This window comes from Micromonospora sp. CNZ296 (genome assembly GCF_007827635.1).
Map to the genome: position 1 here is coordinate 333735 of NZ_VISW01000005.1, position 22497 is coordinate 356231.

Consider the following 22497-nt stretch of genomic DNA (forward strand, 5'->3'; position numbering starts at 1 on the left):
CCGTTTTCTCGTACGACGGGCCACCCTCTGGTCCTCCCCCGCTGGATAACTGCTCATGTCGATGGTCTTCATCAGCTGATCGCCGCCCCGAACGCGCTGTGCCCGGTGGGGAGACCGCCCTGTCCCGGCTGCCAGGTGACGCTCGGAACCGTGTTGCCCGCGCTCAGGTCGGACCAGGTGAACCCGTAGACGGCGTCCGCACCGTAGGGAGTGCCGACATAGAGCCGTTGCGAGGTGGCCGAGAGCGAGGTGCCGACCAGTTCCTGGGCGCCGGCCGTCCCCGGCATACCGCCCGATTCCCGGTGCAGCGTGGTCGGGGTGCCGATCGGATTGGCCAGCGCCGGGAAGACACGTACCCGTCCGGAGTCGGCCACCGACGTGCCCGCGTCCTCACCCGGCACGCCGATCGCGACGAACATCGTCGCGTTGGTGCCCTCGCTGCCCGGCGCGGTGTTCACCACCACGACCTTCTCGCCGAGGTAGTCGCCGTCCTCCGAGGCGTACGTGATCGCGGGCAGTTCGGTGAAGGTGTTCGCGGCCGTGACGTGGAACCGGTGCACCAGCCCGGCGTCCGGCGCCGGGGTGTTGGTGGCCGCGACGACCAGGTCCTCACCCGGCACACCGACAACGACCAGCGAGTCGGCCTGGCCGGCGGGAGCACCGACGGGCCGGTACGGCGCGATCGAGATCGACTTGCCGAAGTTGTCGTTGGCCTCGGCGTCGTTCGAGACGTTGGCGACGTTCTGCTCCAGGCCGGCGGCGAGGGTCGGCAGCCCGTTGCTCAGCGTGTGGCTGAAGACGTTCACCGCTCCGGCGAAGGCCTCGGTGCCGATCGCCTCGCCCGGGGAACTGACCGCCCAGTGGTGGGTGGAGGCGGCCACCGCATAGCCCGTTCGGTCGTCGATCTCGGCCGCGCCCGGGATGCCGCTGCCCTGGGACATCGCCACGTTCACGGTGCCGCGCATGTAATGCACGATCCCGGTGACCGGGTTGGCCAGCCCTTCACCGGGCGCGCCGATGACGAGGTACGGCTCACCGCTGGCCGTCCGGCTGCCGGCCACGGCGTAGCCGAACCAGTCGTACGCCTCGGCCGCGTCGGGGACGTTGGCGCTGTCCTGGTGGTACGAGACGGCGGGCGGGCCCTGCGCGAGGCCGGCGGGTGATCCGAGCAGTACGTAGACGACACCGGCCTGGGCCTGGCCGCTGACGGCCTGGTTCGGCACGCCGACCGCCAGGTCGGTGCACCCGTCGTTGTTGGCGTCGTACGCGGCGATCGACGTGCCGAAGCGGTCACCCGCCTCGGCTGCACCGGGCATGTTGGCCCCACCCTCGTGCAGGGTGTGCACCGTCGTGCCGCCGCCGTACGTGACGTTGATGCGGCCGGCACGGATCTGGCCGTTGACAGTGGCCTCCGGGTCGGCGATCGCGATGTCGGCGACGCCGTCGCCGTTGAAGTCGCTGTCCGTTCCGCCGGTGCAACCGGTGACCGGAGTGGCCGTGGTGTACACCTGCATCTCACAGAACGACGACCAGATGTCGCTGCCGCTGACCCCGTCCGCGGCCTTCACCCGCCAGCGGTAGATGCCGCCGTCGACGAAGGCCCCGGCCGGCACGGTCGCGGCGGCGGTGGCCCCGGAGGCGACGCCGCTGAGGCTCGCCGCACCGATCGGCCCGTCGGCGTTCATCGCCCACCACTCGAAGGTGACAGTCATCGCGGTGCCGTCACCATCGGTGACTGTTGCTTTGAGCTGCGGCGTGAGGGTGTTGACGAGCGGACGACCCGACCCGGTCGCGCACGTGGTGGCAGGGACGGTCGACCGGGCCGTCACGGTCGGCCACGAGTTGTAGGTGACGCTGGCCTTGGGCACCTCGGCACTGGCGGTCGCGTTGCGGGAGCGGAACTGCTTGAAGGACTTCGAATCGGTTTCGTCGGTGGCCCGTAGGCCCATGTCGGCGCGGGTGTCACCGGCGTTCGCCGCGCGCTGGAAGAACTTGGTACCGCTGATCCCGACCCAGGCGTCGTTGCAACTGGCGTCGTAGCCGGCAGTCGCCAGGGTGGTCGCCTCCTGGTTGTTCCATGCCGGCTGGGTATCCCAGATCATGTCGTCGGCCACGGCCCCCACGGTCCAGAGCTCCCACGACCGGCCCTCGCACAGGGGCGACCACCAGTTCCAGAACGAGACGGTGGCAGAGGTGATCTGCTTGCCGACGAGGGCCGCGGTGTCCCAGCGCAGCAAGGACCGGGTGACGGGCCCGGTCGGACCGAGCCGACCGAGTCGGAGGTCGTCGGTGCCGCCCCGGTTGACCGTGTCGCCGGCCTGGATGAACGTGTCGAAGGTGGTGTACAGCGGGTTGATCGTCGGGTCGATGACGATCGGATACTCCCGCTCGGAGTCGGTCAGCCAGCGCATGTCCGGGGTCAGCGTCAGGTCGAGCCGGCCGGTTCCACGGGCCCCGGCGGCAGGGGCGATCGTGGATGCAACCGCCGTCTCGGCGGCGGGATTGCCGAGCGCGTCGACCCGCGCGTCCCACATTCGCAGTGCGGGAGTGCGCGCAACCACCCGGCCGGCGGTGTCCTGGATGGCGGTGTTGCCGCCGGCGTCGCGGACCGCCCGGGCGGCGTTCGGCCCGGTGATCGGCAGCGTGAGTCGGGCGACCTGCTTCACGGCGCTGCGGTCCTTGACGACGAAGAACGCCTCCATCCCGGCGCGGGTCGCTTCGACGATCAGGTCCACCCCGGGCAGCGTGTCGACATAGGTGGCCCGTCCGCCGTCCAGCTTCGGCTCGGGCAGCCGACCGGCCCAGCCGACCGCGAGCCGGTCGGCCCCGTGGCCGAGGACTGCCAGCTCCTGCGTCCCGCTCGGTTGCGCGCCGGAGACGACCAGATCGAACGGGTGGGCGACGGCGGCAATCCGCCCGTCCGCGCCCTTGCGCAGGGTCAGATCGACCGGAACCCACTGGTCACCGCGCCGGATCCGGCTCGCGCCGACCGAAAGCTCGGCCCGGAACTGACCGTCCGGTAGGGCGAAGACCTCGGTGGTCTCCGACGTGAGGCTCTTGACCTGCACCGGCTTGCCGGACTCGCGGGCGGCCCGAAGGGACACCGCCTCATCGGTCCGGCTCTCCACGCCACCTGTCACGCCGTCCGGTCCAGCGGCGAGAAACTCCGCCGGTTCTCCCGGTACGCCCGCCAACGCGGCCGCCGTCAGTACGGCGACGCCCGCAGCCAGGCACGAACGGACAGTGGCCGTCACTCGACGTGCCACAAACCCTCCCCCGTGTGCTTTGCAGTTGTGCGAGCGGGACTCTAAGGGCGTCCTGCCTCAGCGCACAAGGTCGGACACGTTCTGTCAGGACGGATCACGGCGAACTGGACATCCCATCGATCGATCAACACGCTCGGTAGTCGATTGCGTCCTCCACATTGGAGCGTTCGGCGACTGCCGCACCCACGAGTGATGGCGTCAGGCGGTCGGATCGATCTTCAAAACCGCAGATCAATAGATGGTTGCTGCAGTCAACTGACGCCGCGCGGGCCACTTCACCATTGCGAACTAATTTCACGCATCACCATCTTCGAATATGACACGGCGTAGTTGCCATTGATCGAACAATCAGCCGATGCGGCACTCGCCCATCGGGAGACAGTGCCGGACCAATCAGACTCATGGACGCACCGAAATGGCGGCGGGCGGCATCACGCCAGCCGCTCGGGCAGGTCATCGGTCCAGCACGGAGCACCGAACAGCGACAACGGAAAACCGATTCGTGTCGTCAGAACACCGAGCGATATTCGCCTCATTCGGGCGTCGGGATCGCCCTCGTCCGCGGAGTGACGCGTCGGTGATCATCATGCGCGACGCGAGCGAGGCAATCGGCGAAGACGATTACCAGTCGAAAGCACTGCGGCACCGATTTCGTCAGGGTTGGCCGACCTTCTGACATCCGGGCTGCGGGCGGGTTCAGCGCTCAAGGTCCTCCGTGGGTGACCCCGGCCGGCGTTCGACGGGCGCGCTGCTCAGCACGCCGTCGGGGCGGACCTCCTGACGCAGACGCGCCAGGTTCACGAACCGGTCGCCGTCGACAGGGGCGGCGTCGAGCAGGCGCAGGACCACAGTGCAGTACTTGGCCATCGTGTTGCGGCCCGGCATGAAGATGGACAGCTCGTCGTGGGCGCCGGGCGTCTGCACGATCAGGCCGGCGGGCAGGGACGGCAGTGTCTCCGGGGTGCCATCCACAGCGACCTTGACCGTCCAGAACGGCCCGGTGCCGTCGAGTACGCGCCGGTCCTGCTCCGGCGTCTCCAGTGCCAGCGTCCGCCACGGCTCACCCCGGCAGGTGACGCCGGCCTGCCGCACGGTGGTGACCAGGTCGGCCGCCGCCGCCGTGATGATCTCCTCGGCCCGGTCCCACTCCTGCGCGTCCCGGCCCAGCGGTGTGCCGGGCACGAGCCGCGCCACCGCAGTCGTGGCCGGCACGTGCCGCAACCGCGGTTCGGGCTGCGCCTCGAAGACGGCGCGGGCCGCAGCGATGGCGTCGGCCTGAGCTTGCCGTTGCCGGCTGACCTCGTCGCTGTGCCGGTCGAGCAGGGCGACCGCCTGGTCCGGTTCGTCGAGGGCGCGCCGGACCAGCTTGACGCTCATCCCGGTGTCCCGCAGCAAGGTGATCAGCATGGCCCGTTCCACCTGGTCGAAGGCGTACGAGCGGTGGCCGGTCCGGTCGTCGATCCCGGCGGGCACGAGCAGCCCCTCGGCGTGGTAGAAGCGCAGCGCCTGCGGGGACAGGTGGCACATCTGGCTGAACTCGCTGATCGACAACATGACCCCAGACTGCCCCTTGCAGTAACCGGAAGGGCAAATGACGTCGGCTAGCGCCTGTCGTCGTCGCACCCGTCCTGAGGCAGTCCGGAGGCAGCCGCGATCGCCTCCACGGCCTGGTCCAGACCGGCGCTCTCCGGGAGGACGAGTTCGCCGGGCCAGCCCAGGACGTCGTGCGCGGCGTACCAGCCGCTCATCTGCGCGGCGGTGAAGTCAGCGGCCTGCGGGCGGGTCAGATGCCGGCGCAGCGTCTCGGCCAGCGACACGTCGAGGTAGCAGAACAGCGACCGCCCCCGGTGACCGTCCCGCAGCGAGGTCAGCACGTCGCGGTAGCGGCCGGTGTACAGGATGCCTTCCAGGACCACGTGGTAGCCGCGGTCGAGGGCGAACCGGACGGTCTGCTCGATCAGGGCGGGCGCCACGCCGCCGGGCTTGTCCCGTTCGCGCAGGACGATGCGACGCAGGTAGTCCTGTTCGACGAGGGCGCAGCCCCGGCCGTGCCGGCGTCGCAGCTCCCGGGCGATGCTGCTCTTGCCCGAGCCGGAGTTGCCCCGGATGCAGACGAGGATCGTGTCCGAGCTGCCGGCGGGTACGGCGCGCACTGTCCCTCCCTGGCGCGAGGAGCGATGCCGAAGGCGGGTGGACGCCCGCCGGTGCCGCTCCTGGCAGCCCGGCGGGCGACCGCACTAGCCCTGGGTCTTCACCAGGAACGCGTAACCGATCACCTTCGTGCCGTCCCAGTTGTACATGGGACGGCACGCCTGCGGCTTCGTCCACGACGACTGGTACTTGGGCCGGGCCTCGTTGCAGGCCTTCAACGTCGAGTAGGTCGGGCTCGAGTAGTCCGCGTACGCGGGCGCACCCAGACCGAGCACCAAGGCGCCCACGACCGAGGTGGCGGCGACGAGGCTGCGGATCCGCGGCCGTCCGAAGGCTTTCATGTCTTCTCCCGTCCTGATCGTCGTCACCCGACCATCCATCGTGGCCGTTACGATCATGATCAGATTAGGGCGACCGCACAAGCGGCGCCGACGGGCGGACCGCGCCTCGGTGGAACGTCATGGGTGCCCTGCGGCCGGTGTGACGCACGTGGCGTCCCACCCACGGGCGGCCACCCCGGCGCGCACCGGGGCACCGTACGCGAAAAAGGCCCCGGCCGGCGTGAACGCCTGGTCAGGGCCTTGCTCGTTGGTGCGCCGCCAGGGACTCGAACCCCGAACCCGCGGATTAAGAGTCCGCTGCTCTGCCAGTTGAGCTAGCGGCGCTCGCTGACAACGGGAAGAAGATTAGCACGCCCGCCGAGGCGGGTTCCAATCCGATACCGGGGTCCACCCTTCGGACGAGCTTAACCGGCGAAAGCGGCCAAAACGGTCACCTGATCCAGCGCGGGGGCGGGCGCGGGAGCGTCGATACGGCACGATGTCCGCCAGGCACGCGAGGACAGGGGTGGGCATGGGCAGGTTCGCGCGGGCCGGGGCGACGGTGGGCGCCCTGGTCCTGACGGCGTCGCTGGCACTGACCGGGTGCGGCAGCGGCGGCGACGAGGGGAAGAAGCCGGAGTTCGTGCCCGGCCAGCAGCAGGTCGGCGGCGTCTCGTCCTCCGCGCCCGACCCGAGCGTCGCACCCAGCGACAGCGCCGCCGCGCCGCCGCTGACGGTGAGCCCGGCCGACGGCGCGAGCGGCCGGCCGGTCAGCACCGAGATCAGCGCCCGCATCCCCGGCGGCGGCACCGTGTCGAAGGTGGCGCTCGCCACCGCCGACGGCGCCAGCGTCGCCGGGCGGATGCGGCGCGACGGCTCCAGCTGGGTGCCGTCGGCCGCGCTGAAGTACGGCACCAAGTACACCGCCACGGTCACCGGCGCCGGCAAGGACGGCCGGACCTACCAGGGCACCAGCACGTTCACCACGATGGCCAAGCCCAAGTCGATGATCGGCTCCGGCCTCTACATGTTCAGCGGCAAGACGTACGGGGTGGCCATGCCCGTGGTCGCCGAGTTCTCCCCGGGCATCCCGAAGAAGGACCGGGCGGCGGTGCAGAAGCGGATGTTCGTGCAGACCGACCCGCCGCAGCCCGGCGCCTGGCACTGGGTCGACAACGGCACCCAGGCGTACTACCGGGCCCCGGAGTACTGGAAGACCGGCACCACGATCACGGTCCGGCTGGCGCTGGCCGGGATCCCGCTGAGCAACGGCCGCTACGGCAACATCGACCGCAGCGCCACCGCCGAGATCGGCCGCGCGTTCGAGATGACCGTGGACAACGCGACCAAGCAGATGACGGTCTCCGAGAACGGCACTGTCATCCGTACGCTGCCGGTCAGCCTGGGCAAGAAGAGCACTCCCTCCTCCAGCGGCACGATGGTGGTGATGGAGAAGAAGGAGTCCACCGTCTTCGACACCCGCAGCGAGCCCGACCCGGCCAACCGCTACGTCACCGAGATCGACTTCGCCCAGCGGATCACCTGGGGTGGCGAGTACATCCACGCCGCTCCGTGGTCCGAGGGCGTGCAGGGGCGCCGCAACGTCTCGCACGGCTGCGTCAACGTGTCGATGGCCAACGGCCGGTGGCTGTTCGGCAAGACGATGGTGGGCGACCCGATCACGGTGAAGGGCACCGAACGCCGCCTGGCCCCTGGTAACGGCTGGACGGCGTGGAGCATGAGCTGGTCGCAGTTCGTCGCCGGCAGCGCGCTGCCGGTTCCGCAGGGCGGGCAGCCGGCGCCGTTCTGACCGGCGTAACGTGGTCGGACATGCCACCTCCGACAAAGCGCCGGACGACGGCGGAATCGTTACACCCGCGCAGGGTGTTCCGTTTCACGTCCGGCAACGCGTACCCGCTCCGGCGCGTCTGACCAGAGACGACGGGGCACGGCATCACTTTGTGAGGGACTCATGCGAGCTGGCCAGGACGAACCGATCCGGGGCGCGAGCGCCCGACGCGTCGGCCGCCGCCGTGCGCTGGCGGCCGGGCTGCTCGCCGCCGCGATGGCCCTGACCGCCTGCACCAGCGGCGGCGGCGACAAGCCGTCGAGCTGGCAGGGCGGCGGCGACGAGGGCGAGAAGGCCCCGAAGGCGGCGGCCACCATCAGCGAGCCCGCCGCCGACGCCAAGGACGTGCCCGCGTCCACCGCCATCACCTTCACCACGAAGGAGGCGCAGGAGACCACAGTCGAGCTGAAGGACGCCGCCGGCAAGGTCGTCGACGGCACGCTCGCGGCGGACGGCGCGAGCTGGCTGCCGTCCTCGGCCCTGGAGTACGGGCAGACGTACACGGCGACCGTCACCGCGACCGGCGACGACGGCAAGCCCGCCACCGCGACCAGCACGTTCACCACGATGGCGAAGCCGGCCAAGCAGATCCGGGTCACCAGCTTCCTGGGCGACAACCAGGTCGTGGGCGTGGGCATGCCGCTGATCGTGAAGTTCGGCCGGGCCATCCCGGAGGACTACCGCGACGACATCCAGCGCCGGATGACTGTCACCTCGAAGCCCGCCCAGGAGGGCATCTGGCACTGGGTGAGCCCGACCGAGGTGCGCTACCGGCCCAAGACGTTCTGGAAGGCCAACAGCACGGTCAGCTACAAGGTGCAGGCGGGCGGGCTGCCGCTGGGCGGCGGCTGGTACGGCCGAGCCGACCTCAGCGTCGACGTCAAGATCGGCCCGTCGTTCGTGATGACAGTCGACAACCGCACCAAGCGGATGACTGTCACCCGCGACGGCAAGGTGGTCAAGACCATCCCGGTGAGCCTGGGCAAGAAGAGCACCCCCTCCTCCAGCGGCACCATGGTGGTGATCGAGAAGCTCCGGCACACGGTCTTCGACACCCTGGAGGAGCTGGGCCCGGAGGAGGGCTACCGCACCGAGATCGACTACGCCCAGCGGCTCACCTGGGGCGGCGAGTTCATCCACGCCGCGCCCTGGTCCGAGGGCGTGCAGGGCCGCACGAACGTGTCGCACGGCTGCGTCAACGTCTCGATGAAGGAAGGCAACTGGCTGTTCGCCAACACCCGCATCGGTGACCCGATCACCGTCAAGGGCACCGAGCGCAAGCTCCAGAACGGCAACGGCTGGACCGACTGGAACATGAGCTGGGACGAGTACGTCAAGGGCAGCGCCCTGCCGTACGAGCCGCCGTCGGACGACACCACGCCGGACGCCGGTACGCCGAGCGTCGAGCCCACCCCCTGACCCACGCATACGACGAAGCCCCCTCCCGGAGGAGGGGGCTTCGTGTTGGGGTGACTGATGGGAATTGAACCCACGACAACCGGGACCACAACCCGGTGCTCTGCCAACTGAGCTACAGCCACCATGCTCGCCGCTCCGGTCGCCCGGGGCGGTGCGCGGACTAATCATAGCCACACTCCGGCCGACCCCGTCCACCGGGTTCGGCCGGGGCGTCAGAGCTGGGCGGCGATCGCCTTCGCGGCCTCGACGTCCGGCCCCGGCAGCGGCACGAACACGGTCCGCCGGTAGTACTCCAGCTCGCGGATGCTCTCCCGGATGTCGGCGAGCGCCCGGTGGGCCAGGCCCTTCTGCGGCTGCCCGAAGTACACCCGCGGGTACCAGCGCCGGCACAGCTCCTTGATCGAGGACACGTCGATCATCCGGTAGTGCAGGTGCGCGTCGAGCCGGGTCATGTCGCGGGCCAGGAAACCCCTGTCGGTGGCGATCGAGTTGCCGCACAGCGGGGCCGTACGCGGGTCCTTCACGTAGCTGGTCACGTAGTCGAGCACCATGTCCTCGGCCTCGGCCAGCGTCACCGTGGAGCGGCGTACCTCCTCGGTGAGGCCGGACTTGGCGTGCATGGTCCGCACGATCTCCGGCATGCCGTCGAGCGCCTCGTCGTCGGCGTGGATCACCACGTCCACGCCGTCACCGAGCACGTTGAGGTCGGGATCGGTGACGAGCGCGGCGACCTCGATCAGGGCGTCCCGCCGCAGGTCGAGCCCGGTCATCTCACAGTCGATCCAGACGAGAAGATCAGCCACCGGAACAGACTACGCGCCGCCGACGCGCCCGCGCCTCGGCCCGGCGGCCGAGGTGGACCGCTAGGGTTTCCTGCGTGCCAGCCGAACCCGTCGCCCCACCCGCCGTCCCCCGTGACGACGCGGGCGGGCGTACGGCCCGCCGGGTGGTCGTGGTGCTGGCGCTGATCGCGATCATGCCGGCGCCCTACCTGCGCAACCTGCGGCACGACTACTACGACCAGAAGATCTACATGTCGGCGATGGACTGGTGGGCGGCCGGGCACCCGCTCTACGACTATGTCCAGCCGGACCGGGTGCAGGGGGCGCTCTACTTCACCTATCCGCCGTTCGCGGCGCTGCTCCTGGCGCCGTTCGGGTATCTGCGGCTCGGGGTGGCCATCGCGGCCTTCGCGGTGCTGACAGTGGCCGCGGTGGTGGTGACCACGCGCTGGCTGGTACTGCCGGTGCTGCGGCGGCACGACCTGCCGCGGGGGTTCGGCCTCACCGTCGCCGTGCTGCTGGTGCTGGCGGTGGAGAGCACCCGGGAGACGATCACGCTCGGGCAGATCAACATGCTGCTCGTGGTGCTGATCCTCGGCGACCTGCTGTTCGCCGTACCGCAGGGCCGGCGCTGGGCCGGCGTGGGCGTGGGACTGGCGGCGGCGCTCAAGCTCTTTCCCGGCATCTTCGTGCTCTACCTGCTCGCCGCCCGGAAGTGGCGGGCGGCGGCCGTGGCGGCGGTGACAGCGGCGGTGGCCACGCTGCTGGCGGCGGCGGTCGCGCCGGGCGACTCGTGGCGCTTCTGGACTCACGAGCTGTGGGTGACCGACCGGGTGGGCCGCCCCGACTACACCGGCAACCAGTCGCTGTTCGGGCTGCTCAGCCGCCTGACCGCGCCGGCCGAGCCGGACCGGCTGCTGTGGCTGCTGCTCGCGCTGGCGGTGGCCGCGTTCGGCCTGTGGCGGGCGGCGCGCGCGGCCCGGGCGGGGGACGCGCTGGTGGGTCTCACCCTGACCGGGCTGGTGGGCGGGCTGGTCAGCCCGATCACCTGGATCCACCACCTGTACTGGTTCATTCCCGCGGTGGTGGTGCTCGTCGACGCGGCACTGGACGCCGATCCGGCGACGCCCGCCGGGGCCCGCCGTCGCGGCGGCCTCTTCGCGCTGGCCGCCGTCGTCGGCCTGCCGATCGTGTACGGGTTGGTGACGTTCCAGGACTGGGGCACCGCCATCGTGCACACGGACGACCCGGTCGACTTCGTGGTCCGCAACATGTACGTCCTGCTGAGCCTGCTGGTGCTCGCGGCGCTGCCGATCCGTCGGCACGCGGACGAGAAACCGATGACCCGGACTGAACGGACACACCTCGCAACAAATGGCGATCAGCGCTAATCTGGTATCAACTACCTCAGTTTTCTCCCAGGTAGCACCGATCCCCCGGTGAAGAACGGCCCTCCGCGTCGGCAGCGCGGAGGGCCGTTCGGGTTCTCGTCGTCAGTCCCGGCCGTCGGGGCACCGGCTGGGCGGCGCGATCGCCGCGCGGGTCCGCCCACCGGGCCCGGAGCCCACTGCCACCAGGTGCCGCTCGGGTCGCGACGCCGGGCCCGGCTGGCGGCCCAGCCCGCTCAGCGAGGTGACGCCGAGACGCCCGGCCAGCACCGGCACCTGGTCCGGCTCCACCACGAAGACCACCTCACGCGGCCGCAGCGGGCGCAGCAGCACCACCACGGCGAGGATTACCAGCAGCGTCCCGCCGGCCAGCAGCGCCCACGCCAGCCTGGGGAACCACCCGGCCCGCAACTCGGCACGCATCCGCAGGTCGAGCCCGTCCGCGCCGTCCACGCGCATGACGACCAGGCTCAGCGACCGGCCGGACAGCTCCGCCGGGCTCCACTCCAGGGAGCCGACGCCCTCGCGTACCCAGAAGGGCTGAGTCATCGGCACGGCGGCGCCGGTGCCGGCGGTGGCCGGGTTCAGGTCGACCGGCAGCGGGCCCCGGGTGACCGCCACGCGGCGCACGGTGCTGTGCGGGACGTCGGCCAGCCACCCTCGCACCTGGTCGGTCGGGGCGAGGCCGAGGAAGACCGGGCCGTCGTCGTCCCGCGCGGTCAGGTGCAGCCGGGCCTGCCCGGTGCGCGCCAGCGGCAGGTCGGCGCGCAGCAACGCGTCCACGTCGGTCACCAGCACCGCGCGGGCGGGCGTGCGGACCGGCTCGAACCGGGCGTCGAAGCCGCCGTCCGGGCCGGCGTGCCGGGCGGCGAGCCAGAGACCTCCGCCCGCCAGCAGCGCCGGAATCCCCAACGCCAGCAGCACCATGCCGGCGATCGTGCGTACGAAACGCATTCGCGTCGTCCCTCTCGGTAGCCAACTACCCGGCCGACCTTACCGACGCGCGTCGGCCGATCGCCGGATATCGGCGGCACCCGTCCGGGACGGCGACCGGCCCGGCGGATCGTTCCGCCGGGCCGGTGCGTCGCTCACGTTCAGGACTTCGCGGCGGGCTCCCGCCGGGTACGCGCGAACGCCAGGCCGCCGAGGGCCAGGCCGCCCAGGCCGGCGACCAGGCCGGCCACGCCGAGGGCGACGGCCGCGCCGGAGCCGGCGTCGTCGTCATCGTCGTCGTCGGCCGCGGCGGCGGCCGGCGCGCTCGCGCCCGCCGAGGCGGGCGCCGCCGCGGCCAGCTTGAGCACCGGCGCCGGGTTCTCCGGCTCCTCCGCGCCCGGCGTCGGCTCCTCGATCCACCGGGAGACGTTGCCGTCGGAGTACGTCTGGAGCACCTTGAACACCATCGTGTCGGCCTGCGGCAGCGGGCCCATCGACACCGGGAACTCCTGGAACTCGCCCGGCTTCACGCCGCCGTTCGGCGCGGCCGTGAAGGTCAGCTTGGAGACCGCCTCGGTGAGCTGGCTGCCGTGCACCTCGATCGGCGGGTCGACCTTGCGCTTCTCCACCGCCACCGTCCAGCCCGCCACCGGCATGGTGGAGACCGAGCCGACCGGGGCGTTCTCCGGCAGGTTCACCTCGACCTTGACTGTCGACGCCGTGTCGCTCTCGTTCGGCACCCGGAACGCGAACCGGCCGTAGCCGCCCTGCGTGGCCTCGGCCGGGTTGATCGTGACGTGCGCCGAGGCCGGACCGGCCAGGCCGAGCACAGCCGTGGCGACGGCGGTGAGGGTCAGCGCGGCGATCGTCGCGGGGCGCCGGAGACGGATCATCAGATGGGACCTTCCGTTACTTGATCGGCACGGTGGCGGTCACCGTGGCCTGGTCGATGTCGGTCGTGCGGACGGTGATGCGCAACTGCCAGTCGCCCCGGGCCGGCAGGTTGACCTCGCCGGTGGCGTGGTTGTCGCTCAGCGGCAGCAGCGGGACGGTGATCGGCTCGATCCCGGCCGACGGCAGCGCGGCGGTGACCTTCCACTCCTGCACCGGCTGGGGGCGGCTGTCCTTGGTGTAGGCGTACAGGTGCATCGAGTTGTTGCCGGTCTCGGCCGGGTCCAGCTGGACCTCCAGCGAGTAGATCGGGCTGCTCAGCGTGGTGGAGAAGTAGCCCTGCTCGGCGCCCGCGACGTTCGCGGCGGCGGTCCGCGCCGGGGTGGTCTGCACGAGCGTCGCCGACACGCCCAGCACCACCGCCGTGATCACCAGCTCGGCCACCACGGCCCGCCGCATCGCGCCCGGCCGCCCGGCGGCGACCCGCCGCCGCACCAGCGCCCGGGAGTACGCGGCCACGCCGATCACCAGCGCGAACAGCACGATCTTGGCGAGCAGGAGCCGGCCGTACGTGGTGTCGAACAGCGCCTGCAGGCTGGCCACCTCGATCAGACCCTGCACGGTGCCGGCCAGCAGCAGCGCGGCCACCGCGAGCGCGGCCCAGCGGGACCAGATCGGCAGGATCGCGTCCAGCTCGCGCTCGTCGGCCCGGCGCAGCAGGAACACCGCGAGCATCACCAGGCCGCCCAGCCAGACGGCCATGCCGCCCAGGTGGACCGCGTCCACGACCACCGACACCGCGGGCGCGGGCGAGGCCGCCGCGTGCCCGGCCAGCGGCCAGGTGAACAGCGCCGCCCCGCCGAGGACCGCCAGGATGATCCCGTCGGTACGGCCGATCGGACCGGCGAACAGCGGCCGGAGCAGGAACGCCGCCGCGGCGAGCAGACCCAGCCGGACCAGGTGGGTGGTGCCGTAGGCGCTGCCCAGCACGTCACCCAGGCCGGAACCGGTCACGTCGAACAGGCCGCCGCCGTTGACGTACGGCACCTGGAGCCACACCTCGGCCACCGTGGCCACCGCCAGCAGGCCCAGCCCGGTCCAGGCCAGCCGTGCCGGTCCCCGGCGGGACAGCCGGCGCGGCCAGAGCGCGGCGAGCACCAGCGCCGGGCCGACGAGCAGCAGCAAGCCGGTGTAGCCGGCGTACTTCGCCACCTTCACCGCGTTCTCGGTGACCGGGTTCGCCCGGTTGTCCGAGCCGCTGTCGGTGGGCGGCTCCGACGGCGCGCCGACGGAGTAGGTGAAGGCGCCGGAGACCGGGTGGCTGTCGGCCGAGATGACCCGGTAGCTGACCAGGTAGGTGCCGCGCCCGCCGGACGGGTCCACCGGGATGGTGACCTCGGCGCCCTGGAACGTCGGCTCGCCCCGGTCGGCCCGCGAGCCGTCGGGGGCGATCACCCGCACCTTCCCGGGTACCTTGCGGACGCCCTCACTGAACGTGATCACCACCTGCGCGGGCGCCTCGGGCACCACGGCGGAGGCGGCCGGGCTGCTGCTCACCAGCACCGCGTGGGCGGCGGCCGGGGTGGCCGGTGTGAGCAGCAGGGCGACCAGCAGGAGCAGCAGCCCGGCGACGGCCCCGGAGCGGGCGGCGACGACCCGGGACGGGCGGCGTACGGCAGCAGTCATGACCGCAATGGTTCCCGAACCGGGGCGGGTCCGGCGAGCCGGTCTCCGGCAGGCGTGACCGAGCGCCCACCCGGTGCGGCGGCGCGCGCCACGCCGGGCCTGCTCGGAGGTCATGGGAGGGTAGTCGGACGGCCGGCGGAAAAAGTTCCCGGCGTGTGCGGGACCACGGAATGGGTCGAAGGACCCTGTCCCCTCCAGGTACGCCGCGTAACCTCGGGTGACGTGATCCCCGGCCCGCGCGACACCGCCGCCGACCGCCCCGAGTCGGCGCCCGACGCTGCCCGGGACGCGGCCACCGGCTGGGCGCTGGCCGCCCGCGACGGGAACCGCGACGCGCAGGCCGCCTTCGTCCGGGCCACCCAGGCCGAGGTGTGGCGCTTCGCCGCCGCGCTCGTCGACCCGGACAGCGCGGACGACCTGACCCAGGAGACGTACCTGCGGGCGTTCCGGGCGCTGTCCGGCTTCGAGGGGCGCTCCAGCGTGCGTACCTGGCTGCTCGGGATCGCCCGGCGGGCCTGCGCCGACCACCTGCGCACAGTCGTGCGCCGCCGCCGGCTCGACGCGCGGCTCGCCGCCCAGGCCGCCACCGACCGCCCCTACCCGGACCCGGCCGGCCAGCTCGGCGCCACCGACCTGGTCCGCCGGCTACCAGCCGAGCGGCGCTCCGCGTTCGTGCTCACCCAGCTGCTCGGCCTGTCGTACGCCGAGGCCGCCGACGTGGAGGGGGTGCCGGTGGGCACCATCCGCTCCCGGGTCGCCCGCGCCCGCGACGAACTGGTCGACGCCGTCGGCGACACACTGGCCGGATAGCGGGAACCTTTCGTGGCGCTCGGACGACGAATGACTGTGACCCCCTCCCCCTCCCGGGCCGGCCGCTGGCAGGCCCTGCGGCCCTGGCTCGGCGTCGCGGCCCGCCTCGGACTGGCAGCCGTGTGGCTGATCGCCGGCGGCACCAAGGTCGGTGACCTGGCCGCCTCGGGCCGGGCCGTGAACGCGTACCAGGTGATGCCGTACGACGTGGCCACTGTGATCGGCGCGGCGCTGCCGTTCGTCGAGCTGGCCCTCGGCGTCCTGCTGCTCGCCGGGCTCGCCACCCGGATCAGCGCCGGCGTGTCAGCGGCACTGCTCGTGGTCTTCATCGCCGGCATCGCCTCGGCCTGGGCCCGTGGCCTGGCCATCGACTGCGGGTGTTTCGGCAGCGGCGGGCAGCTCGCCGCCGGCCAGACGCCCAGCTACCTCCCGGAGATCCTCCGGGACCTCGGGTTCCTGGTACTCGCCGGGTTCCTGCTGATCTGGCCCCGCACCCCGTTCTCCGTGGACGGGTGGCTGGCGGGCGACGACACCGTGGAGGACACCGATGAGTAGTCGCAAGGGGCGCAAGGACGCGGCCCGGGTCGTACGCGAGCAGATCGCCCGGGAGAAGCGGCGCAAGCGGACGCTCTGGACCTCGATCGCCGCGGTGCTGGTGCTCGTCATCGCCGGTGGCATCGGCTGGGCGGTGTACTCCAGCCAGAAGTCCGACGAGTTCACCGCCCCGCCCGGGGCCAACGACGCCGGCACCGGCATCGTGCTCGGCACCGGGCCGGTCACCATCGACCTGTACGAGGACTACCTCTGCCCGGCCTGCAAGCAGTTCCAGCAGATCAACGGCGAGACACTCAACCAGCTCGTCAGCGAAGGCAAGGCCAAGCTGGTGTTCCACCCGGTCGCGTTCCTCAACCGCTTCTCCACCACTGAATACTCCACCCGCTCCTCGGCCGCCTCCGGCTGCGCCGCGCAGGGCGGCAAGTTCCGCGAGTTCACCGACCAGCTCTTCGCCAAGCAGCCGCCGGAGGGCGGCGCCGGGCTCAGCAACGACGAACTCGTCGACATCGGCGCGGGCGTCGGGCTGAACCGGGACGAGTTCGCCTCCTGCGTCTCCGACGGCACGTACCGGTCGTGGACCGAGCACGTCACCGACGAGGCGAGCAAGTCCGGCGTGACCGGCACCCCGACCATCAAGGTCAACGGCAGTGAACTCCAGGACCGCAGCCCCGAGGGGATCAAGTCGGCGGTGGAGGCGGCCGGCAAGTGATCGCACCCCTGCGCCGGGCCGCGCTGGTGCTCGCCGTCGCGGCCACCGCACTGCTCACGCTCGCCGCGCCGGCCGCCGCGCACGGCGCGGACGCGCCCGACGGCACCGACTACCGCGCCACGATCAGCGGCGTCGACCCCGACCGGCCCGGGCTCACCGCGCGCATGGTGGAGGCCGGCGCGCGGCTGGAGCTGACGAACGACACCGGCGCCGAGGTCACAGTGCTCGGCTACTCCGGTGAGCCGTACCTGCGCATCGGCCCGGGCGGCGTGTACGAGAACACCCGCTCCCCCGCCTCGTACCTGAACCGGACGCTGGCCGGGGAGACCCGGCTGCCGGCCGAGGCGAACCCGGCCGCCGCGCCCGACTGGCGGCGGATCGACGACGGCCCCACCGCCCGCTGGCACGACCAGCGCACGCTGTGGCGGGAGGAGGCTCCGCCGGCCGCCGTCGCCGCCGACCCGGACCGGGAACACCGGGTACGCGACTGGACGGTGCCGCTGCGCGCCGGTGACACCACCGGAGCCGTACGCGGCACGCTGGACTGGGTGCCGCCGCCCGACCCGTACCCCTGGTGGGTTGCCGCCACGCTGGGCTTCCTGCTGATCGGCGCGGCCGGGCTGGCGCCTGGTGGCACCGCCGCCGGGGTGCGAGCGCTGCGCGCGGTCGGCGCCCTGCTCGCCCTGGGCGGCGCGGCGACAGTGGCGCTCACCGTCGCCCGCGCGCTGGACACCGGCACCCCCGGCGTCGGCGGAACGCTCGCCGAACTGGTCACCGGCCAGGTGTGGACGCTGCTCACCGGGCTCGGCGCGCTCGCCGCGGGCGGGTACGCGCTGGCCCGCCGCCCGGCCGCCGACTTCGTGCTCGCGCTCGCCGGCGCCTGCCTCACGCTGTTCGCCGGAGTGACGAACCTGGCCGCACTGTCCCGCGCGATCCCCCCGGCCGCCGGCCCGGCCGTGCTGGTCCGGGTGCTCGTGGTGGTCGGCCTGGCGACAGGCGCCGGCGCGGTGGCGGCGGGCCTGCTGCGCCTGCGCACAGCCGCAAGCGCAGCCCGCCCCACCCCCCGCCCAACCCCCGTGCCCTGACCCCCGCCCCGCCCCGCCCCGGCCCGGCCCGGCCCGGCGAGATCTTGGTACCAAACGGCCCCCATAAGGGCCCTTTCCTACCAAGATCTCCACCGCTCCCACCAAGCGGAACGCCAATCTCGCGTAACGGGAGGCGCTCGCCACAGCAGCCAGCCGAACGAGGAACCTCCGCCCACCCACCCCCAAACACCGCGATCTCGCACCTTCCGCCCCGGCATCCACGGCGTTCACGACATCTCCGGGGCCGCAACGGCAAGATCACCGAGCGCTGCGAGCGCCGGGCACGCCCGAGTGGAACACCACGGGTGTCAAAACGCCCCCGACACACCCATCACGTTCCACTCCCGCCGCACTCACCCCTGGGCGGCGTGATCTTGCAGTTGCCGCCCCGCGCGTGCGGCTTTTGCCCCGAAATACGCGGACGGAAAGTGCAAGATCGCGGCGGAGGAGGGCGGGAAGGGCGAGAGGGACGAGGGCCGGGTCAGGTTGGGCGGGGGGCGAAGCCGTAGGGGAGCTCCAAGCGGTGGGCGGTCAGCAGTGCCTCGTCGGACAGGAGGTCCGCGGTGGGAGCGTCGGCGACGATGCGGCCGCCGTCCAGGATCACCGAGCGGGGGCACAGCTCGGCCGCGTACGGCAGGTCGTGGGTGACCATGAGCAGCGTCACCGGCAGGGCGCGCAGGATCTCCGCCAGTTCCCGCCGGGCGGCCGGGTCGAGGTTCGACGACGGCTCGTCCAGCACCAGGATCTCCGGGCGCATCGCCAGCACCGTCGCCACCGCCACCCGGCGCCGCTGCCCGAACGACAGGTGGTGCGGCGCGCGGTCCCGATGCTCGCTCATGCCGACCGCGGTGAGCGCCTCGTCGACCCGGGCGGCCAGCTCCGCGCCGCGCAGGCCCAGGTTGGCCGGGCCGAACGCCACGTCCTCGGCGACTGTGGGCAGGAACAGCTGGTCGTCCGGGTCCTGGAAGACGATGCCGACGCGGCGGCGTACCTCGGCCAGCGTCTCCCGGTCCCGGCTGACCGTCAGGCCGCCGACGGTCACCGTGCCCTCGGTCGGGGTGAGGATGCCGTTGAGGTGCAGCACGAGCGTGGTCTTGCCGGCGCCGTTGGGCCCGAGCAGCGCCACCCGATCGCCGCGCGGCACGGTCAGGTCCACGCCGTGCAGGGCGACGTGACCGTCCGGGTACGCGTACCGGACGCCGTTGACGTCGAGGGAGGGCGGCTGCTGCACGTACCCGATCATTGCAGGACGAGCGCGACGGCGGCGATGGTGGCCGCGATCGCCGGCACCGTCGCGGCGGCCGCCCACTGGCCGGCGGTGGCCGCGCCGGCCCCCTGCCACACCGCCGGCATCCGGCCGGTGTAGCCACGGGAGAGCATCGCCAGGTAGACCCGCTCGCCGCGCTCGAACGCGCGCAGGAACAGCGCGCCGACGCCGGCCGCGAAGCCGCGCAACTGCCACAGGAACCGCGGGTCGTCGCCGCGCGACACCCGCGCCACCCGCATCCGGCGGGCCTCGCCGACGAGCACCTCCAGGTAGCGCAGCATGAACGTGGCGATCTGGGTGAGGATCTGCGGGCACCGCAGCCGGTCCAGGCCGAGCAGCAGGTCACGCGTCGTCGTGGTCGCCGCCAGGAGGAGCGACGCGAGTACGCCGAGCGTGCCCTTCGCCAGGATGTTGAACGCGCCGTGCAGCCCGTCCACGGACAGGGCGAGCCCTGCCACCTCGACCCGTTCCCCCGCCCCGAGGAACGGCAGGGCGAACGCGAACAGCACGAACGGCAGCTCGATCAGCGCCCGGCTGAGCAGCCAGCGCGGGCCGACCCGGGCCAGCGCGGCCACCACGGCGACCAGGAGCGCGAAGCCGCCGAAGGCCCAGTACGCCTCCCGGGGCGTCGCCACCACCGCGACTGTGAACAGCACCATCGCGGCGATCTTCACCTCCGGCGGGAGGCGGTGCACCGGCGAGCCGGACTCGCGGTAGAGGACGTGCGCGTGCCCGGCGCCCATGGTCAGCGGGTGCCGGTGGACGGGGTCGCTGCGTCGTCCGCCGGGTCGGCGCTCGCAGTGGTCGTGTCAGGCCCGGCGGGGCCGGCGGGCGTGGCGGGGCCGCGGCGGCGGGCCAGCCAGAACAGGCCGCCGCCGAGCGCGAAGGTGAGCAGCACACCGAGGACGCCGGACAGGCCGGTGGACAGGAAGTCGTTGCCGATCCCGCGTACGCCGTAGTCGGCCAGCGGGCTGTCCGCCAGCTCGTGGTCCTTGGCCTGCTGGGCCGGGCAGCTGCCGCCGGTGATCTCGTCGTCGGCGTTCACAGTGCAGCCCTTGAGCAGCGACGAGTCGAGGCCGTCCGGGTGCGAGGAGGCGTAGTTGCTGACCACGCCGGCCAGCAGCAGAGCCACCAGCAGGCCGCCGAGCAGGAACGGCCAGTGACGCTTGCTCATCGGGCACCTCCGGCGACCGGGACGGCGGGAGCCGGCGTGGCCGGCTTGAGGGCGCGCAGCGCGTACACCAGGTCGGGCCGGACCTTCGCGACGGTGACCACCGTGGTCGCGGTGATCAGGCCCTCGCCGATGCCGATGAGCAGGTGGGCGAAGGCCATGGTGCCCGCCAGGCCGGTGAGGTTGCCGCCGAGGTCGGTGGTGCCGCCCAGCCAGTACTGGAGGACGAAGCCCTGGGACGCGACCACCACGCTGACCAGCGCGGACACGAACGCGGTGACCGCCAGCCCGGCCGGGGTACGCGGCAGTACGCGCAGCAGGAGCGCGATCAGCAGGTACGCGGCGGCGGTGCCGAGCAGCGCCATGTTGGTGATGTTGAGGCCGAGCATCGCCACCCCGCCGTCACCGAAGACCAGCGCCTGCACGATGAGCACCACGGCGACGCAGAGCGCGCCGACCCACGGGCCGACGAGCAGCGCGGCCAGCGCGCCGCCGAGCAGGTGACCGCTGACCCCGGCGGTGAAGATCGGGAAGTTGAGCATCTGCACGGCGAAGATGAACGCCGCCACCAGCCCGGCCATCGGGGCCAGCCGGTCGTCGAGGTCGGCGCGGCCCCGCAGCACGCAGAACGCGAGCGCGGCGAGGGCGAGAGCCGCGAAGATCGCGGCGACCGGACCGTTGATGATCCCGTTGGAGATGTGCATCGCCAGGGTGTCCACGCGCTCAGCGTATTTCCAGGAAGGCACTGTTGCCAATATCTGGCAACAACCTCATGATGGCCGTCACCACGCCCGCGCGTCGCCGTCCGCCGACCGTACCGGCCCGGCGGTATCGTCACCGCCATGACCGACCGCCTCAAGCCCGGCGACCCCGCCCCCGACTTCACCCTCCCCACCGACGACGGCGGCACGCTGTCCCTGTCCGGCCTGCGCGGCCGCAAGGTCATCCTGTACGCGTACCCGGCCGCCATGACGCCCGGCTGCACGAAGCAGGCGTGTGACTTCCGGGACTCGCTCGCCTCCCTCCAGGCCGCCGGCTACGAGGTGGTGGGCATCTCGCCGGACAAGCCCGCGAAACTCGCCAAGTTCCGCGACCGGGACGCCATCACGTTCCCGCTGGTCTCCGACGAGGACAAGGCGGTGCTGACCGCGTACGGCGCGTTCGGCGAGAAGCAGATGTACGGCCGCACAGTCACCGGCGTGATCCGCTCGACGTTCGTGGTGGACGAGGACGGCAAGATCGAGCAGGCGTTCTACAACGTGCGGGCCACCGGCCACGTCGCCAAGCTGCGCCGCGACCTCGGCCTCGACTGAGGTCGTCGCGCGGCACGCCCCGGTCGCGGCCCGGAGTACACACGGCTCCGGCGCGACACTCTAAACTCAGCGGGTCGGCGGGAGTGGCGGAACGGCAGACGCGCAGGCCTTAGGAGCCTGTGTCCGAGAGGACGTGGGGGTTCGAAACCCCCCTCCCGCACCATCAGCGGTGTCACCCGCATCACGAACGCGGGTCCGGGCCGCGTCGCCACGCGCAGGATGGCGTCGTGGACCTGCGTTTCGTACTCGACCCCGACCTCACCCCCGAGCTGCGCGAACAGATCATCGCGCTCTGGGTGGACGTGACGAACGCCGGCGGCGCCGTCGGCTTCGTCGCCCCGGTGACCGCGGACGAGGTACGCCCGCTCGCCACCTCGACGCTCGACGAGGTGGCGGACGGGCCGGACCGGCTGCTCGCCGGCTACGAGGGCGAGAAGCTGGTCGCGGTGCTGGTCATCGCCGACAACCGGTTCCACCTCAAGACGCACTGGCGGGTGCTCAAGCGCGTCATGCTACACCCGGACACGCAGGGACGCGGCCACGGCGCGGCGCTGATGCGCGAGGCCGAACGGATCGCCCGAGGGCTCGGCCTGGCGGCGCTGCACGTGACGGTCCGCGACGGCCTGGGCCTGGACGGCTTCTACAAGCGCCTCGGCTACCGCGAGATCGGCCGCCTCCCCGCCGCGCTGCGCCTGTCCCCCACCGACGCCCGTGACGAGATCCTCATGTGGCTCGACCTCCCCACCGCCCCCTGACCCTTCCCCGCCCCGCCCCGCCCTGCCCTGCCCTGCCCTGCCCTGCCCCGTCGATCTGTGAGTGGGGTTGTCAAGGGGTTTGGTGGTGGGTGGTGATGGTGCGGTAGAGCTGTCGGGCGATGTAGCGCTTGAGGCAGCGGGTGATTT

The 22497-nt window shown here is 72.2% G+C and carries 21 protein-coding genes and 3 tRNA genes; 10 read left to right on the forward strand and 14 right to left on the reverse strand.

The window, feature by feature from the left end; genetic code table 11:
• Positions 1-71 precede the first annotated feature (71 nt).
• The 5 genes from FB455_RS11720 to FB455_RS11740 all read right to left on the reverse strand — a co-directional run bounded on the left by FB455_RS11720 (position 72) and on the right by FB455_RS11740 (position 6082).
• On the reverse strand, positions 72-3266 hold the full coding sequence (locus tag FB455_RS11720; RefSeq protein ID WP_145753319.1) for a DNRLRE domain-containing protein: 3195 nt from the start codon (positions 3264-3266) through the stop codon (positions 72-74).
• 696 nt (positions 3267-3962) lie between these two features.
• Positions 3963-4820, reverse strand: a complete 858-nt coding sequence (locus tag FB455_RS11725) for a MerR family transcriptional regulator (RefSeq protein ID WP_145753321.1) — start codon at positions 4818-4820, stop codon at positions 3963-3965.
• Positions 4821-4867: 47 nt separating this feature from the next.
• On the reverse strand, positions 4868-5419 hold the full coding sequence (locus FB455_RS11730) for a kinase (protein ID WP_013284404.1): 552 nt from the start codon (positions 5417-5419) through the stop codon (positions 4868-4870).
• An 84-nt stretch (positions 5420-5503) separates the two neighbouring features.
• Positions 5504-5758 (reverse strand): hypothetical protein, encoded by a 255-nt coding sequence (locus FB455_RS11735; protein ID WP_013284403.1) that lies wholly within the window; start codon positions 5756-5758, stop codon positions 5504-5506.
• A gap of 248 nt (positions 5759-6006) precedes the next feature.
• A tRNA-Lys gene (locus FB455_RS11740) sits at positions 6007-6082 on the reverse strand.
• A gap of 187 nt (positions 6083-6269) precedes the next feature.
• On the opposite strand from FB455_RS11740, the gene FB455_RS11745 reads away from it, so the two are divergent.
• On the forward strand, positions 6270-7547 hold the full coding sequence (locus FB455_RS11745; RefSeq protein ID WP_013284402.1) for a L,D-transpeptidase: 1278 nt from the start codon (positions 6270-6272) through the stop codon (positions 7545-7547).
• Positions 7548-7709: 162 nt separating this feature from the next.
• On the forward strand, positions 7710-9005 hold the full coding sequence (locus tag FB455_RS11750) for a L,D-transpeptidase (protein WP_013284401.1): 1296 nt from the start codon (positions 7710-7712) through the stop codon (positions 9003-9005).
• A gap of 46 nt (positions 9006-9051) precedes the next feature.
• On the opposite strand, the gene FB455_RS11755 is transcribed toward FB455_RS11750, so the two are convergent.
• Both FB455_RS11755 and orn read right to left on the reverse strand, forming a co-directional pair.
• Positions 9052-9127: transfer RNA gene (locus FB455_RS11755), tRNA-His, on the reverse strand.
• Positions 9128-9217: 90 nt separating this feature from the next.
• Positions 9218-9808: an oligoribonuclease gene (orn, locus tag FB455_RS11760; RefSeq protein WP_013474266.1), complete on the reverse strand. Its 591-nt coding sequence runs from the start codon at positions 9806-9808 to the stop codon at positions 9218-9220.
• 74 nt (positions 9809-9882) lie between these two features.
• Here orn and FB455_RS11765 point away from each other — a divergent pair, with 74 nt between their 5' ends.
• Positions 9883-11178: a glycosyltransferase 87 family protein gene (locus FB455_RS11765; RefSeq protein WP_071096495.1), complete on the forward strand. Its 1296-nt coding sequence runs from the start codon at positions 9883-9885 to the stop codon at positions 11176-11178.
• Positions 11179-11280: 102 nt separating this feature from the next.
• Here FB455_RS11765 and FB455_RS11770 read toward each other — a convergent pair whose 3' ends face one another.
• From FB455_RS11770 to FB455_RS11780, 3 genes are all read right to left on the reverse strand, one after another.
• Positions 11281-12129 (reverse strand): hypothetical protein, encoded by an 849-nt coding sequence (locus FB455_RS11770; RefSeq protein ID WP_145753322.1) that lies wholly within the window; start codon positions 12127-12129, stop codon positions 11281-11283.
• Between the two features lie 140 nt (positions 12130-12269).
• A complete protein-coding gene (locus FB455_RS11775; protein ID WP_145753325.1) occupies positions 12270-13001 on the reverse strand; it encodes a YcnI family protein in 732 nt (243 codons plus the stop codon).
• Between the two features lie 16 nt (positions 13002-13017).
• Positions 13018-14685: a copper resistance CopC/CopD family protein gene (locus tag FB455_RS11780; RefSeq protein WP_123111773.1), complete on the reverse strand. Its 1668-nt coding sequence runs from the start codon at positions 14683-14685 to the stop codon at positions 13018-13020.
• A gap of 222 nt (positions 14686-14907) precedes the next feature.
• Here FB455_RS11780 and FB455_RS11785 point away from each other — a divergent pair, with 222 nt between their 5' ends.
• The 4 genes from FB455_RS11785 to FB455_RS11800 are packed head-to-tail and all read left to right on the forward strand — an operon-like array spanning position 14908 to position 17844.
• Positions 14908-15495 (forward strand): sigma-70 family RNA polymerase sigma factor, encoded by a 588-nt coding sequence (locus FB455_RS11785; protein WP_013284395.1) that lies wholly within the window; start codon positions 14908-14910, stop codon positions 15493-15495.
• Positions 15496-15525: 30 nt separating this feature from the next.
• Positions 15526-16050, forward strand: coding sequence for a MauE/DoxX family redox-associated membrane protein (locus FB455_RS11790; RefSeq protein ID WP_013284394.1), 525 nt, complete (start codon positions 15526-15528; stop codon positions 16048-16050).
• Complete coding sequence (locus tag FB455_RS11795; RefSeq protein WP_030270220.1) at positions 16043-16759, forward strand: thioredoxin domain-containing protein; 717 nt, start codon at positions 16043-16045, stop codon at positions 16757-16759. The genes FB455_RS11790 and FB455_RS11795 overlap by 8 nt, the downstream gene beginning before the upstream one ends.
• Positions 16756-17844, forward strand: a complete 1089-nt coding sequence (locus FB455_RS11800; protein ID WP_145753327.1) for a hypothetical protein — start codon at positions 16756-16758, stop codon at positions 17842-17844. The genes FB455_RS11795 and FB455_RS11800 overlap by 4 nt, the downstream gene beginning before the upstream one ends.
• 481 nt (positions 17845-18325) lie before the next feature.
• On the opposite strand, the gene FB455_RS11805 is transcribed toward FB455_RS11800, so the two are convergent.
• Genes FB455_RS11805 through FB455_RS11820 form a run of 4 tightly spaced genes read right to left on the reverse strand, consistent with a single transcriptional unit; the run spans position 18326 to position 21001 of the window.
• A complete protein-coding gene (locus tag FB455_RS11805; RefSeq protein WP_145753329.1) occupies positions 18326-19087 on the reverse strand; it encodes an energy-coupling factor ABC transporter ATP-binding protein in 762 nt (253 codons plus the stop codon).
• Complete coding sequence (cbiQ, locus tag FB455_RS11810; protein ID WP_145753333.1) at positions 19084-19854, reverse strand: cobalt ECF transporter T component CbiQ; 771 nt, start codon at positions 19852-19854, stop codon at positions 19084-19086. The genes FB455_RS11805 and cbiQ overlap by 4 nt, the downstream gene beginning before the upstream one ends.
• A 2-nt stretch (positions 19855-19856) precedes the next feature.
• Entirely contained in the window at positions 19857-20285 is a 429-nt protein-coding gene (locus FB455_RS11815) for a PDGLE domain-containing protein (protein WP_145753337.1), read from the reverse strand.
• Positions 20282-21001: an energy-coupling factor ABC transporter permease gene (locus FB455_RS11820; protein ID WP_030270233.1), complete on the reverse strand. Its 720-nt coding sequence runs from the start codon at positions 20999-21001 to the stop codon at positions 20282-20284. Before FB455_RS11820 ends, FB455_RS11815 begins: the two co-directional genes overlap by 4 nt.
• A 123-nt stretch (positions 21002-21124) precedes the next feature.
• Between FB455_RS11820 and bcp the strand changes: the two genes are divergently transcribed.
• From bcp to FB455_RS11835, 3 genes are all read left to right on the forward strand, one after another.
• Entirely contained in the window at positions 21125-21595 is a 471-nt protein-coding gene (gene bcp, locus FB455_RS11825) for a thioredoxin-dependent thiol peroxidase (protein WP_030270235.1), read from the forward strand.
• A gap of 77 nt (positions 21596-21672) precedes the next feature.
• Positions 21673-21758, forward strand: a tRNA-Leu gene (locus FB455_RS11830).
• 64 nt (positions 21759-21822) lie between these two features.
• On the forward strand, positions 21823-22350 hold the full coding sequence (locus FB455_RS11835) for a GNAT family N-acetyltransferase (protein ID WP_145753341.1): 528 nt from the start codon (positions 21823-21825) through the stop codon (positions 22348-22350).
• Positions 22351-22497 lie beyond the last annotated feature (147 nt).

Excerpts from the sequence above, each read along its gene's own strand:
- FB455_RS11725 (WP_145753321.1), bottom strand. The coding sequence starts at position 4,820 with ATGTTGTCGATCAGCGAGTTCAGCCAGATGTGCCACCTGTCCCCGCAG.
- FB455_RS11735 (WP_013284403.1), bottom strand. The coding sequence starts at position 5,758 with ATGAAAGCCTTCGGACGGCCGCGGATCCGCAGCCTCGTCGCCGCCACC.
- FB455_RS11745 (WP_013284402.1), top strand. The coding sequence starts at position 6,270 with ATGGGCAGGTTCGCGCGGGCCGGGGCGACGGTGGGCGCCCTGGTCCTG.
- FB455_RS11750 (WP_013284401.1), top strand. The coding sequence starts at position 7,710 with ATGCGAGCTGGCCAGGACGAACCGATCCGGGGCGCGAGCGCCCGACGC.
- FB455_RS11770 (WP_145753322.1), bottom strand. The coding sequence starts at position 12,129 with ATGCGTTTCGTACGCACGATCGCCGGCATGGTGCTGCTGGCGTTGGGG.
- FB455_RS11775 (WP_145753325.1), bottom strand. The coding sequence starts at position 13,001 with ATGATCCGTCTCCGGCGCCCCGCGACGATCGCCGCGCTGACCCTCACC.
- FB455_RS11780 (WP_123111773.1), bottom strand. The coding sequence starts at position 14,685 with ATGACTGCTGCCGTACGCCGCCCGTCCCGGGTCGTCGCCGCCCGCTCC.
- FB455_RS11790 (WP_013284394.1), top strand. The coding sequence starts at position 15,526 with ATGACTGTGACCCCCTCCCCCTCCCGGGCCGGCCGCTGGCAGGCCCTG.
- FB455_RS11795 (WP_030270220.1), top strand. The coding sequence starts at position 16,043 with ATGAGTAGTCGCAAGGGGCGCAAGGACGCGGCCCGGGTCGTACGCGAG.
- FB455_RS11805 (WP_145753329.1), bottom strand. The coding sequence starts at position 19,087 with ATGATCGGGTACGTGCAGCAGCCGCCCTCCCTCGACGTCAACGGCGTC.
- cbiQ (WP_145753333.1), bottom strand. The coding sequence starts at position 19,854 with ATGGGCGCCGGGCACGCGCACGTCCTCTACCGCGAGTCCGGCTCGCCG.
- FB455_RS11815 (WP_145753337.1), bottom strand. The coding sequence starts at position 20,285 with ATGAGCAAGCGTCACTGGCCGTTCCTGCTCGGCGGCCTGCTGGTGGCT.
- bcp (WP_030270235.1), top strand. The coding sequence starts at position 21,125 with ATGACCGACCGCCTCAAGCCCGGCGACCCCGCCCCCGACTTCACCCTC.